The sequence below is a fragment of the Vibrio sp. D54 genome (assembly GCF_021728075.1).
GTDB classification, from domain to species: Bacteria; Pseudomonadota; Gammaproteobacteria; order Enterobacterales; family Vibrionaceae; genus Vibrio; species Vibrio alginolyticus.
This window is the reverse complement of record NZ_JAKKCS010000005.1, coordinates 313,052-327,061: the sequence shown is the minus strand read 5'-3', so window position 1 is coordinate 327,061 and position 14,010 is coordinate 313,052. Positions and strand designations below refer to the sequence as shown.

Annotated in this window: 10 protein-coding genes; 2 read left to right on the top strand and 8 right to left on the bottom strand. The window is 43.2% G+C overall.

Features of this window, described 5'->3' with window-relative positions; all coding sequences use genetic code 11:
* Positions 1–397 precede the first annotated feature (397 nt).
* Positions 398–1,810 carry a pyruvate kinase PykF gene (gene pykF, locus L3V37_RS10005; protein WP_005392243.1) on the top strand — a complete coding sequence of 471 codons (1,413 nt, stop codon included), beginning with the start codon at positions 398–400 and terminating at the stop codon, positions 1,808–1,810.
* A gap of 157 nt (positions 1,811–1,967) precedes the next feature.
* Positions 1,968–2,654 (top strand): GntR family transcriptional regulator, encoded by a 687-nt coding sequence (locus L3V37_RS10000; protein ID WP_213962887.1) that lies wholly within the window; start codon positions 1,968–1,970, stop codon positions 2,652–2,654.
* Positions 2,655–2,707: 53 nt separating this feature from the next.
* Here the strand turns inward: L3V37_RS10000 and L3V37_RS09995 are convergent, their stop codons facing one another.
* From L3V37_RS09995 to L3V37_RS09960, 8 genes are all read right to left on the bottom strand, one after another.
* Positions 2,708–4,588, bottom strand: coding sequence for a diguanylate cyclase (locus tag L3V37_RS09995; protein WP_054576648.1), 1,881 nt, complete (start codon positions 4,586–4,588; stop codon positions 2,708–2,710).
* A gap of 110 nt (positions 4,589–4,698) precedes the next feature.
* Positions 4,699–5,193 (bottom strand): acetolactate synthase small subunit, encoded by a 495-nt coding sequence (gene ilvN, locus L3V37_RS09990; RefSeq protein ID WP_005379697.1) that lies wholly within the window; start codon positions 5,191–5,193, stop codon positions 4,699–4,701.
* 1 nt (position 5,194) lies between these two features.
* Complete coding sequence (locus L3V37_RS09985; RefSeq protein WP_237306240.1) at positions 5,195–6,919, bottom strand: acetolactate synthase 3 large subunit; 1,725 nt, start codon at positions 6,917–6,919, stop codon at positions 5,195–5,197.
* A gap of 449 nt (positions 6,920–7,368) precedes the next feature.
* The gene (locus L3V37_RS09980) at positions 7,369–9,177 is read right to left on the bottom strand and encodes a long-chain fatty acid--CoA ligase (RefSeq protein ID WP_033906039.1); all 1,809 of its coding nucleotides are present in this window, start codon (positions 9,175–9,177) and stop codon (positions 7,369–7,371) included.
* Between the two features lie 293 nt (positions 9,178–9,470).
* Positions 9,471–10,430, bottom strand: a complete 960-nt coding sequence (calR, locus tag L3V37_RS09975; RefSeq protein WP_005379693.1) for a LysR family transcriptional regulator CalR — start codon at positions 10,428–10,430, stop codon at positions 9,471–9,473.
* Between the two features lie 555 nt (positions 10,431–10,985).
* A complete protein-coding gene (locus L3V37_RS09970) occupies positions 10,986–12,032 on the bottom strand; it encodes an MJ1255/VC2487 family glycosyltransferase (protein WP_237306239.1) in 1,047 nt (348 codons plus the stop codon).
* A 3-nt stretch (positions 12,033–12,035) separates the two neighbouring features.
* Positions 12,036–12,584: a phosphatase PAP2 family protein gene (locus tag L3V37_RS09965; RefSeq protein ID WP_005379690.1), complete on the bottom strand. Its 549-nt coding sequence runs from the start codon at positions 12,582–12,584 to the stop codon at positions 12,036–12,038.
* 152 nt (positions 12,585–12,736) lie between these two features.
* A complete protein-coding gene (locus L3V37_RS09960) occupies positions 12,737–13,534 on the bottom strand; it encodes an SH3 domain-containing protein (protein WP_025768373.1) in 798 nt (265 codons plus the stop codon).
* Between the last annotated feature and the right edge of the window lie 476 nt (positions 13,535–14,010).

Genomic DNA, 14,010 nt, shown 5'->3' with positions numbered 1-14,010 from the left:
TATAGTCAAACCGAAACTTTTAAGTCCATTTATTTCGATCCAAAAAATTAATATTTCTCGATAAAACCTTGTCCTAAGACAATTCTTAAACAGTGATATTGGATTCATTCAGTGGTAGAATTCGCCACCGAAAAGAAAAAAAATTACAGAATTGAAGGCTATTTTTTTGCAACTTTCTGCATATAAAGTGGGATTAGTCACAAAAAGGTAACCAAAATCGCCGATCTTTTAGTCATAAAATGACTAAACTTGGTGAAAGACTTTCAGAATCTGAAGTTCTAATAATGAGACGAAAAATCGGTGGGTGACAGGTACTAAATGTCATCAAAAACGTCCTGACTTCAGAGTAAATAACCGACTTTCAAATTGTAACTATACTTACCGGAGAGTATCTTCCATGAAAAAGACCAAAATCGTATGTACGATTGGCCCTAAAACAGAATCTGTAGAGAAGCTAACTGAACTAGTTAACGCAGGCATGAACGTAATGCGCCTTAACTTCTCTCACGGTGACTACGAAGAACACGGCACTCGTATCGCGAACTTCCGTAAAGTAATGGAAGCTACTGGCAAACCACTAGCAATTCTTCTAGATACTAAAGGTCCAGAAATCCGCACTATCAAGCTAGAAGGCGGTAACGATGTTGATCTAGTAGCAGGTCAAGAATTCACTTTCACAACTGACACTTCAGTTGTAGGTAACAAAGATAAAGTTGCAGTAACTTACGCTGGTTTCGCAGCAGACCTAAACGTAGGTAACACTATCCTAGTAGACGACGGTCTAATCGAGATGGAAGTTATCTCTAAGACTGAAACTGAAGTTAAATGTAAAGTTCTTAACAACGGTGCACTAGGCGAAAACAAAGGTGTTAACCTTCCTGGCGTTTCTGTAAACCTACCTGCACTATCTGAAAAAGATAAGAACGACCTTAAGTTTGGTTGTGAGCAAGGCGTTGACTTCGTAGCAGCTTCTTTCATCCGTAAAGCGTCTGACGTTCAAGAAATCCGTGAAGTACTTGCTGCAAACGGCGGCGAGAACATCCACATCATCTCTAAGATCGAAAACCAAGAAGGTGTTGATAACTTCGACGAGATCCTAGAGCTTTCTGACGGCATCATGGTTGCACGTGGTGACCTAGGTGTTGAAATCCCAGCTGAAGAAGTAATCTTCGCTCAGAAAATGATGATCGAGAAGTGTAACCGTGCACGTAAGATGGTTATCACAGCAACTCAAATGCTTGATTCTATGATCAACAACCCACGTCCTACTCGTGCGGAAGCAGGCGACGTTGCTAACGCGGTAATGGACGGTACTGACGCAGTAATGCTTTCTGGTGAAACGGCGAAAGGTAAATACCCTGTTGAAGCGGTAACTATCATGGCTCAAATCGCGAACCGTACTGACTCAGCGCTAAAAGCTGAACTAGGTTCTCGTCTAGACAGCCCACGTCTTCGCATCACTGAAGCAGTATGTAAAGGTGCAGTAGACACAGCTGAGAAACTAGCTGCTCCACTTATCGTTGTTGCAACTGAAGGCGGTAAGTCTGCACGTTCAGTACGTAAGTACTTCCCAACTGCAAACATCCTAGCGCTAACAACTAACAAGAAAACTGCTGCACAGCTAGTTCTAACTAAAGGTGTTACTCCTGTAGTTGTTGATTCAATCGAAAGCACTGACGCATTCTACGTAGCGGGTAAAGAACTTGCTCTAGAATCAGGTCTAGGTAACAAAGGCGATATCGTTGTTATGGTTTCTGGCGCTCTAGTTGCTTCAGGTACTACGAACACAGCTTCTGTACACGTACTATAAGACTGAATTTTTAACACTTCAGTTTCTTGAGAAGGAGGGCTTATGCCCTCCTTTTTTATATGGCTTTCTTGCTCTCATAATAGGCTAATTGTATTATTTACCTCTATCAGAATTTCGTACTGTTTAATTTTATCGTCACGATTAAAGTTTCTATGAGGTGTATGTGTCTAGTCCCACTCTTACCGACAAAGTATTAAGAATGATCCGTCAGGATATTCTCGATGGCGAGCTTAAACCAGGTCAAAAACTCGTGGTTGCCGAACTCAAAGAGAAGTACAACGTAGGAGCGTCACCCATTCGAGAAGCATTGGTGCAATTATCTTGGAGCAAATACGTCAAACTCGAGCCGCAAAAAGGCTGCTGGGTTGCACCTGTATGTAAAGATGAGTTACATGACTTGTACGAAAGCCTGCAAATGGTCTCCGCATGCTTACTCAGTAAGGCAATTACGATTGGCGATGAAAAATGGGAACTGGATGTACTAACTGCTTATCACAAGTTATCCCGAGTAAAACCTGGCGAAAGCTTTTGCTGGAGGGAATGGGAAGAGCGCCAAAATCAGTTTCTTACTGCGCTGTTTGAAGGTGCTGGCTCTGTCAATATGTTTGGGTTTTTCCGCGATCTACTCACGCAAATTAAACGCTACCAATACTTCGCGATGCAGATTTTAGGCACAGGGAACCCTGGGCACTGTAATCTCGATGAGCAAGAAATACTGATGAAGGCATCGCTAGACAAAAAGAGTCAGGATGCTTTAGGTTATCTAGAGCGTTATTTGAGACAGTCAATACAGTGTATCGAAGCCGCCATCGACAACCAGTGTCGCATACTGGCTAGCGAATAACGCTGAGACTAAAAAGCGGGGTCTATCCCCGTTTATTCATTTTTGTAAAAGCGCTAAGCAATATCATCATAACTATGACATAGCGATACGCAGTTACGTCCTGCACTTTTTGACTCATACAAAGCAATATCAGCACATTTATACGTTCTTGTACGATCAGAGGTTAAATCACTATATCCAGCACTGACAGTAATGCCTCTATCACTACGCATTTGAACCGCGACACGTAGCCTGTTCAATACAATTTCAGCTTCTTCTAGTGTTGTATGCGGCATAATCACTGCAAATTCCTCACCACCGACACGAGATACAAAGTCTGTGCTGCGGACTTCTTCTAGGAGGGTTTCTGCGACACTACAAATCACCTTGTCTCCTTCGTCGTGGCCAAGCTCGTCATTAATACGCTTAAAGTGGTCAATATCAAACAACGCCAAACAAGCAGGAGGGCTATCAGGATAACGTTCAATAATCCCCGCATATTGCGCCAATTGCTCTTCAAATTTTCGGCGGTTCCACAAACCCGTCAAACCATCTTTTTCGCTTAAGTTTCGTAATTTTTCTTCTAACTCTTTTTGCCCAGAGATATCCACCAGCGACGTAATGTAATAACTCACTTTACCTGATTTGGTTAAATTCGCCTGAATACGCATTATTGCGGTAAAGACTTGATTAAACTTAGTTCGACAACGAATCTCCCCTTCCCATACGTGTTCACTCTTCAGTATTTTCCAGATACTCAGGTTTGCTTCGAGATCTTCAGGTAAGAGAATTAAATGATGTGCACTCCAACCTTGGGCATGCTTGGTTGAGTAACCCATCATGTTTTCAAACTCTTGATTAACCATGATGATTCTATGTGAAGCATCCGAGATCATCACCGCAGTCATACCATCAAGAGCAGCTCGAGCCAACTTCGATTCCATACTATGACGCCGATAATGCAGAGCAAGGGCTGCCGTCGGCAAAGTGAAGCCGAGCACCAAACTTAGAACAAAAAACGCTTCTTGGATTAAGTCATCAATGTCCCTCTGAGCTCGGGATAATAACTGCTCATTGGTAAGATCAATAACCAGATGAAGAGGTTCGCTAGAAACAAACTGGATGGTGCGATACGCGACCAAATTCGAACCATTGTAAGCATAGCCCGAATCTTTTGAATTTAAACTACGCCAAATGTTTGGGTACATCCGGCCAAAATTAAATTGAGAGCGAGCGGGAATTATATGGCCATATAAACGAGCTGATTTAGGGCTATCAATGTAAAATCCGTCACTTTTAATCAGCTCAATATGGAAATCAAGCACTGACGAATAGTTGAGTCGAGAGGATAAATAGTCAATATCAACATTAAGCACAAGATACCCTTCGCGCTTTCCGTTAAGCGAAATAGGCATCAAAATACGCAGTGACGGGCTATAGGGATAGACTAACTCGCCATACTCTCGTTCTAAACCTATCCCCCACGAAGCGATTTCGCCATCGTCTAAGTTCTTAGCGAATTGAAAGTAATCTCGCTCTGACTTATTTTGCAATTTGATCGCGGGCAACGCAGCGCCTGTTTCAATCTCATAATTAATCCTCACTTTTTCTCGACCAGAAACATCAAGAAAGCGAATTTGCTTATACAACTTTTGATTGATTGCGACCGAGATCCACATGTCTTCTAAGATGGAACGGTTCACCCGGTTAGGTTGGCGCAGATATTCATACAGACTTTGGCTGTGACCAAGTAGGTCACTGATCGTTTCGATTTGATCCTGAATATTGCTGTATTCACGGCCAGTATAGGCCAATTGATGTAACGCTTCTTGAGCGGTGTTCTCAACATTGTTTTCTAACAACGTCAGATATTTCTGATAGTAGTAAGCGGCAGTGAGTGCACTAAAAAATAGTGCTGTCGCCAATAAGGTGCCGACTCGCTTAGGTACTTTCACACGTCTAATGCCTATCATGCTTACTAAAACGACAATTATATCATTAATTGTTATTTTCTAAACAAAAAAGCCACTTAGATTAAGTGGCTTTTCTATATGCAATCAGAGAGTTAAGGTTTGAGGGCTCGCTCTCCTCGCGCAATGCCAACGACACCACTACGAGCAACTTCGACAACTTCGGTCACTTCGGATATCGCTTGAATGAAGGCATCTAGCTTTTCACTCGTACCCGCAAGTTGTACGGTGTATTGGGAAGCCGTGACATCCACGATCTGGCCACGAAAGATGTCTGCCGTCCGCTTCACTTCTGCTCGCGCAAAACCACTGGCTTTCACTTTCACCATCATCAGTTCACGCTCAATGTGCTCATACTCGGTGACTTCTTGCACTTTCAGCACATCGATCAATTTGTGTAACTGCTTCTGAATTTGTTCCAACTGCATCTCATCAGATGTCGTGGTAATGTTCATTCGCGACAGGGTTTCATCATCAGTCGGTGATACCGTCAAAGATTCAATGTTGTAACCACGTTGAGAGAACAAACCAACAACACGAGACAACGCACCCGGTTGGTTTTCCAATAGCAATGAAATAATGTGTCTCATATTAAGTTCTCTCCGTTTTGCTTAGCCACATTTTATCCATACCCTCACCTTTGATTTGCATCGGGTATACGTGTTCGGTTTCGTCTACGTTGATGTCCACAAACACCAGACGATCTTTCATATCCAACGCTTTTTGTAGCCCTTCTTCGAGCTGATCAGGCGTTTCGATACGAATACCGACGTGACCATAAGCTTCTGCAATCGCTGCAAAGTCAGGAACAGAACTCATGTAAGAATTAGAGTGACGACCTTGATAAATAATGTCTTGCCACTGTTTTACCATGCCTAAGAATCGGTTGTTCAGGTTGATGATCTTCACTGGAATGTCGTATTGCATGGCTGTCGACAATTCTTGAATATTCATCTGAATACTGCCGTCACCAGTCACAACCACGACCTCTTCTTGTGGCATGGCAAACTTCACGCCCATGCCAGCCGGAAGACCAAATCCCATGGTGCCAAGACCACCAGAGTTTATCCAACGGCGCGGCTTATTGAATGGGTAGTACAGCGCCGCAAACATCTGATGCTGGCCCACATCAGACGCCACATATGCGTCACCATTAGTTAGCTTGTGCAGCGTTTCAATTACTTGCTGTGGCTTGATTCGTTCTGGAGACGCTTCATAAGACAAGCAGTTGCGGTCACGCCATACTTGAATGTCATCCCACCATGCAGTGATAGCATCTTGATCATTTCCACTACCTTGCTCTGCAAGCAGCCCGAGCATGGTTGTCAGCACTTTTTCCGCAGAACCTACGATCGGCAAATCCACTTTCACGTTTTTCGAGATCGATGACGGATCGATATCAATATGCATCACTTTTGCGTTTGGGCAGTACTTTTCAAGGTTGTTGGTTGTACGGTCATCAAAACGCACACCGATACCAAAAATAAGATCCGCTTCATGCATTGCCATATTAGCTTCGTAAGTGCCGTGCATACCCAACATGCCCAGTGAGTTTTTATGTGTACCCGGGAATGCCCCCAAGCCCATCAAAGTACTCACAACGGGTAGGTTCAGTTTGTCGGAAAGCTCTAAAATATGTTCATGAGCGCCAGAAATCACCGCACCACCACCGATATAAAGCACTGGTTTTTTCGCTTCTAATAGCGATTTAAGCGCTTTTTTAATCTGGCCTTTATGGCCCGAAGTTGTCGGCTTGTAAGAACGCATTGAAAGCGTTTCTGGATATTGATAAGGCAGTTTGATTTGCGGGTTCATCACATCTTTTGGCAAATCAATCACAACTGGACCAGGTCGACCTGTAGTCGCGATATAAAACGCTTTTTTGATTGTTTCAGGAATATCTTCCGCTTTTTTTACTAAAAAGCTGTGTTTGACCACTGGGCGGGAGACACCGACGATGTCACACTCTTGGAAAGCATCATTACCAATTAGGCTATTCGGTACGTTACCCGAGATAACGATCATTGGGATAGAGTCCATATACGCTGTTGCAATACCCGTAATGGTATTGGTCGCGCCCGGCCCCGAGCACACAAGTACGACACCCGGTTTACCGGTAGCTCGAGCGTAACCATCTGCCATATGAGTGGCGGCTTGCTCATGCCTTACAAGTACGTGTTTGATTTGATCGGTTTTGGCATGCAGTGCATCGTAGATATCCAAAACAGAGCCACCTGGGTAGCCAAAGATCTGCTCTACGTGCTCTTCTATCAGAGATTGAACCACCATCTCTGCGCCTGACAACATTGCTGTCATAATTGCTCTCCTTAGCCAGTTTCCTCACCGTAAGGTCAACGGATTGGTCTGGTTTTACATAGTCTAGGTCTTATTCGTAGCCTAATCGAAATACTTCCACGTTTTCGGCTATGTCTTGCGTTCGTCATAACATCCCGCAAGGTTACCCAACAAATGTAACGTTTTATTATCAAAGGGTCTAATGAGAGATTGGTCTACTTTTTAAACAAGATACTAGTAATTAGAATGTTAGTAGGAATAGCAGCCACACATCTCCTATTTCACAGTACAACCTAAAAAATTAACGCTTAAAAAAAGAACATTATTTCATAAGCTTTTAGCTACAGGGTGCTAAATAGCGTTATTTGACGAGCAGAACAGAAAAAATCAATACAAACAAAAATCCCCAGCAATGCGCGATCACATCACTGGGGATTTTTTCATCAATATAAAATCTAAGTCAGCTTAAGTTACTTTTTATCCGACTTTTCCTTATACATTTCTTCAATTTCATCTTGGTATTTGTCATTGATGACTTTACGACGAAGTTTTTGAGTTGGCGTTAACTCACCATCATCCATAGAGAAAGCTCTTGGTAACAATTTAAACTTCTTCACTTGTTCAAACTTTGCCAACTCTTTTTGAAGATCGTTCACACGCTTCTCAAGCATTTCGACCACCTGGTGGTGCTTAATCAACTCAACGCGATCGTGATATTTAATATTCAGCTCTTTCGCGTACTCTTCTAGCGAGTCATAACAAGGCACGATAAGCGCAGAAACAAACTTACGAGTATCCGCAATGACTGCGATTTGCTCGATGAAGTGGTCTTTACCAATCGCACCTTCAATCATTTGTGGAGCGATGTATTTACCACCTGAAGTTTTCATCAACTCTTTGATACGATCGGTGATGAACAAGTTGCCATTTTCATCAATGTAACCAGCGTCGCCCGTTTTTAGGAAACCGTGCTCATCAAAGGTCTTTTCCGTCTCTTCTGGCATTTTGTAATAGCCACGCATCACCATTGGACCACGAACCAGAATCTCGTTGTTTTCGCCGATCTTAACCTGTGCGCCAGGCATCGACATACCAATAGAGTCGGGGTTAAAACATTTATCATCCCAACACGATACTGTCGCCGTGGTTTCAGTCATACCGTAGCCCAACTTAACGTTGATACCAATCGCATGGAAGAATCGACCGATGGTTTCATCCAACTTTGCACCGCCACAAGGCATAAAGTTGATTTGCCCGCCAAGTAGCGCACGCAGTTTGCTCAGAACCAACTTATCCGCCAAAGCGTATGACTTACGCAGCAAGAGCGATGGCTGACGTTTTTCTTGATGACAAGCGGCCATTTTTGCGCCCATGTTGACTGCCCAAGTAAACATGATCTTACGGTGAATCGGCGCGCGAGACACTTTCTCGTGAATCGCAGAGAAGATCTTCTCATAGAAACGCGGTACGGCACACATCACGGTAGGTCGCACCTGGCTCAGTGCATCACGTACTTGCATGGTGTCTTGCAAATAGCAGTTGGTCGCCCCTTTGTACAATACATAAAAGGTCCAAGCGCGCTCAAATACGTGTGACAACGGAAGGAAACATAATGACACGTCACTTTGAGAAAGGCTCAAGCGCTGATCGTGCCCTTCCAATTGCGCCGCAATGTTTGCGTAGTCCAACATAACGCCTTTTGGCTGGCCTGTTGTACCCGAGGTGTAGATGAGCGTGAGTAGATCATCTTCTTTTGCCTGATCTAAACGCGCATCCAATTCAACTTGATATGTAGTGTCGCCTTTGGCAACAAATGCTTGCCAAGAGATAACGAAATCATGATCGCCAAGTTCTATATCATCAGACATCGCAACAATGAGCTCTAACTGTTCGCACTGGTCGAAAATGCTCACGGCTGCATCAAATTGAGGCTGTTCACCAACAAACAGAACTTTGACGTCTGCATTGTTAATGATGTACGCCGACTGAGCGGCAGTATTGGTTGGGTAAATAGGTACTGTCACGCTGCGTAATTGCAGTGCTGCGATATCAGCGATCGTCCATTGCGGCATGTTGTTCGAGAAAATGCCGATCTTATCTTGGACTCCTAATCCCTGAGCCAAAAGTGCAAGTGATAAAGCATCAACTTGCTGACCAAATTGCGTCCACGTAATACCTTGCCACTCCTCACCCACTTTATGCTTGAGTGCAACGCGTGTACCACCGTTCGCAATTTGTTCACGAATACGTTTAACGATATGAAAATCTAACTTGGCCATTCTTTTACTTACCTTTTGGCTTACAGGCGTAAGCTAATTGAGCGAACAAGTGTACTCACGGCTTGCTAAAACGCAACTGACCAGTATCAAACTTATCACTAATAAGAGACAACTATCACTTATACGTCGCGAACGTACCTCAAATTGCTGAATGATTACTCTATTTAACTTACTGTTTAGATTGTTTATTACGAAAACAAAAAGCCCCGAGAGACAAAAATCGCTCGGGGACCAATGAATTGTAAAAATTGATGATTACCAATATGGTCTAATCGAGAAGACCAAACGTCATCTTATTTTGCGGCAACGACTTCACCACAAGTGATCATCAGTTGATCGCGTAGCCAAATGTGGCCTTTATCTTTTTCACTTGATTCATGCCAGCTTAAGAATCCGCTGATTTCTTTGTTCGCAAATGGGAAATCAAGAATTTGCAGTTGATCGCTGTTTACCGCATTTTCCGCCATCCAACGTGGTGCAATAGTCACAAGCTCAGATTGACCCACCACGTATAGTAGGTTGCTTAAACTAGAACCTTCATACGCCGCTTGGCAATCCAGTTCACGGTACGCTTGCTCTGAGAAACTACGTTGGCCATGCACTTTCGATAACTTCGCATGCTTTTCGTTAAGCAGTTGCTCAGCCGTCACACCACCTTGAATGCGTGGGTGGGTTTTTGATGCGATAACCACTAATTCATCTTTGAAGATTTCAGTACTTGAGAAACCTTGCTCATCAAAACGAGCGTAGTCGATCACGAAATCAATTTCTTGGTAGCGCATACGCTCAGACAACAAACGGTCAAATTCTGCATCTAGGTGAAGCTGAACGTTTGGTGCTTGTTGATTCACTTTTGCCATGATCTTCGGAGCAAAACGCATGTCACAAGGGCTGCAAATCGCAAGCTTGAATAAGCGAGTCGAAGATTCTGGTTGGAATACAGAGCTAGGAAGTTCATTGCGAATCAGCTGTAGTGCTTGGCGAATAGGACCAAACAGTTGACGTGCTCGTTGCGTAGGCTGAATACCACGACCTTGGCGCATGAATAGCTCGTCGTTAAACATCACTTTTAAGCGTGCCACGGCGTTACTTACCGCCGGTTGAGACATGCCTAGGTTATGTGCTGCACGAGTAATATTTTGCTCTTGCATTACAGCATCAAATACAGTCAGTAGGTTTAAATCTACACCACGCAAAGTGCTTTCCATACGGTAGCTAGCAATTGCGCTCATCGCGTCTTTCTTCTCTAACATTGAGTGCGCCTCTTTTGTAATCGTCAACTTTGTTCATTAAATTCATAACGAATAGAATCCCATCTCGCACAAAAGACGGCGGCTGGATTCGAATCATTTTACGAATAGATAACCTAACTTTTTATTATATTTATCGTCCGGATACTTCCGGCTCGAACTGTACTATCAACTAATCAATTGCGGTTTCGCAACTAGATTGATATTTAATCAGTAAATTTTAGCCAATTAGGTATTTATTCGTTAAATAACAAAAGCTTGATAAAAACATAAAAAACTATAAAACACGTAAAAATGCATTCTTTGAGGACGTATTTAGCAAATTGATAGGACAGGTGGTTAACACAAGCATGCATTTAGCTCGGTTATTGGTTGGAATAGGAACAACATATAGAAGCTATATCTCTGATTGAATTTTGCACTTATCAGTCAAATTATCAGCAAATACACACTGAATAGAAATGAGAGAGGAAGAATAAAAATGCAGCCTTCCAAACAGAAAGGCTGCAACAAAATCGTGTCAAAAATGGAAGGAACTATGTACTTAGAACAACGTACTTAAATGTTCGACACGTAACTTGGAAAATCAACCTGCTCCCACAGCTGTCTGGATAACTCTGCTTTTGAATCCCATGCACCTTGCAATACCCAATGAACAATAGCCTGAGCAACATCTGGGTATTTCACACTTTCGGCTTGTTGCTCCTTTAGCCACTGGCGTACTGCGGAAATGTCTAAGCTCTCCATCGACATCGCAAGCCCTAAGTCTTCTAAGGTCGCAACATTGCTCTGCTGCTCGAATTGACCCGCGAGTGGCTTTAGTAACAATTTTTTCCCCAAAGACAAGGCTTCTGAAGGAAGCTCAAACCCACCATTAGCAATGACACCACTACAGCGATGCAAATGATGTTGGAAGTTGCTGTGGCATAAAGGGCGCAGTTCTATGTTTTCTACCTGCTCACATTCGATCACATCCGGGTGATAACAGGTAAACGCTTGTTGATTAAAGTGGAACAATAAGTCCGAGATATCTTCAATCGATTCGAACGGTAGATACACCAACACGAAGTCGTCGTTTTCTGCTTGGCTATCGACGGTATGCACTATCGGCGGTAACAAAGGTTGATCAAAATGATGCCAATGCAAACCAAGGTGGTGTTGAGAAGGCGCAAAGTATTCAATGACGGATTTATCTAACCAACTTGCTCCCTTTAGTGGCACCGGATAACGGAAAGCATTTTGGTGGCTGATACCAATAGAAGGCTTATTTTGTTGTCTCGCTGCCCACGCAGTCACAGGTTCGAAGTCATTAATGATAAGATCGTAGGACGACAGATCGAGTTGCTTAACTTCTTTGAAAAACTGCACCAAATTGTTATTCAATGCTGTTTTCGCGTAGTTTACAGAGCCTTTTTCAGTAATAAAGGTGAAGCCTCGGCGAGTCTGGTAATCGCCAAATGCTTCCATTGAAAAGTATTTTTCCGGCGCTCGCCCAGAAAACAAAAAGTCGACCTCAACATCGTGCTCTTTAAACGCATGACTCATCGCCCTTGCGCGTGCAATATGTCCGTTTCCTGTCCCTTGAACACCGTACAAGATTTTCATCAATTAGCCTCCCAACATCGCAATCGCTAATCCACCACAAAGACTGCCAAGCAGTGCACCAATGATGACATCGGTAAAAAAGTGTACACCCAATAAGATTCGCGCGGTTCCGATTAAACTTGCCCAAAAGAATGCAGCAACGCCTAGGCTCGGATAGAAATGGTCAATCAGCGTCGCCATGACAAACGCAGCGGCAGTGTGTCCTGAAGGAAGACTATAGCGATCAGAGGGGGTAATAAAAGCAGGAAGGAGTGCACTAAGCTCTTCAGGACGACGACGCTTAAAACTATTTTTCAGCGTCCAATAAATTGGTAGCTCGATAGCAAAAGCAAGTAAACCCGCCAGTAAAAACCAGACTCCTTGCTCCTTATCTAAATACCAAGCTAATAACCCCAACACCAAGTAAAGATGCCCGTCACCACTGTGGGAAACTCCTTTACTGATATTGGCGACTTGTTGATTAAAACGGTGCTTAAGACAAACACTAGAGAGCGCTAAATCAAACTTAGCAATGGTTGCAATTGGCTGTGTAATTGTCTCTATGGTTCGCATGTGACCTTTCCTTACTTTGACAACGCCTTTTTGTGAAAAGTAGGAGGTTTAGGTGACAACAGCATGACGGGAGTTTGGACAATTAATGACAAAGGCCAAATTAAGGTGTGCCCAACGATTTATCTATTGGACATAACCATAAAAATAGAACATTAAGAAGGGTTTGATGGTTGCGGTTGAGGGGTGTCTATATACCAGACTTTTCTCTTCTTGCGGCAGGCGCGCAAAGAGCCTGTCGTCATGTCGCCATCTTTTGTAAGCTCATAGCTCAGTGAGCGGCAAGTATAGTTTCCCGACAGTTCATGCTCTATACTCGTTTTCTCCGTTTTACTCGAGTTAGGCTCTAGTAGAGGGTTAGGCTGAGTAGATAAAATGTCACGATTTATCACATTGCTGCGCGCATAATCCTTATGGACATAACCTTTTATCACTCCTTTCTGTTCAACGAGAAACCAAGGTTGATCAACCACTTTTGCTAGCACATTAAAGACTTCCCCTTTCGATAATACGCCAAGCTTTGCTCCTTCAAGACTCGGTTTGGAGCGTAGGTTTAATGTGGTCTTAGAGCGGTAAGAGACATCCATAAACTCTACTGGGTTTGAGGTATCGACACCTTCAGTGGTTGGTCGGAAAACTTCCGCTTGCTGTTTCTCACTAGGCTGGACACGGATCTTCCACCAAGAATACGTTTCCGGATCTTTACCTTTAAACTTATTTCGGCTGTCAGACTCAAGGGCAACAAGCATCTGATTCAAGAACGATTCGCGTCCTTCATAACTCAAAAATCGATCCATTTGATCATTGATGACCATGACGCTCTGTGAGTGATCATTCATAACAACGGGGGAAGCCACTTCCACATAGGTCTGCGATTGAAACAGCTGACAACCCGACAAGCTGACCAGAGTAAGTACTATGGCTGAACGTCCAAATTGTTTTGTTAACCTCATTCTTTCCCTAACCCTTATATTTCTTTTACCTAGTGCAACTGCACTACTATAAATGGTCATTCAAAACTTTTGCCAAACAATTCGGACCTTTGTGTGACAAGTCGCAATCCCGATGCTTGTTTTGGTAATGAAACGTCGCAAACTTGATGAGAACTTACTTCTTCTAGCACGTTTCTATCGCATCATGCCGTTTCACTTAGTGCTTCATTTTTCTCAAGCAAACGAAAAGACTCATCCGATATGAATAAAAAATCGACTTTAGGGTTGACGCGCTTCATGGAGTGCGGTACTAATTTGTTAACTTAATTATGTGGAAAGCTTAACAACTATGTCAGCTCATTTTTCTATCCTGCTTAGCCTCCTCCTGATCGTGACCAGTTCGCGCGGGTAGGCTGTGGAAGAAAAATAACCACACCAATTTCTAAGAACCCGCATGAGAATGCGGGTTTTTTTATATCTAAATACTGGAAGTAAAC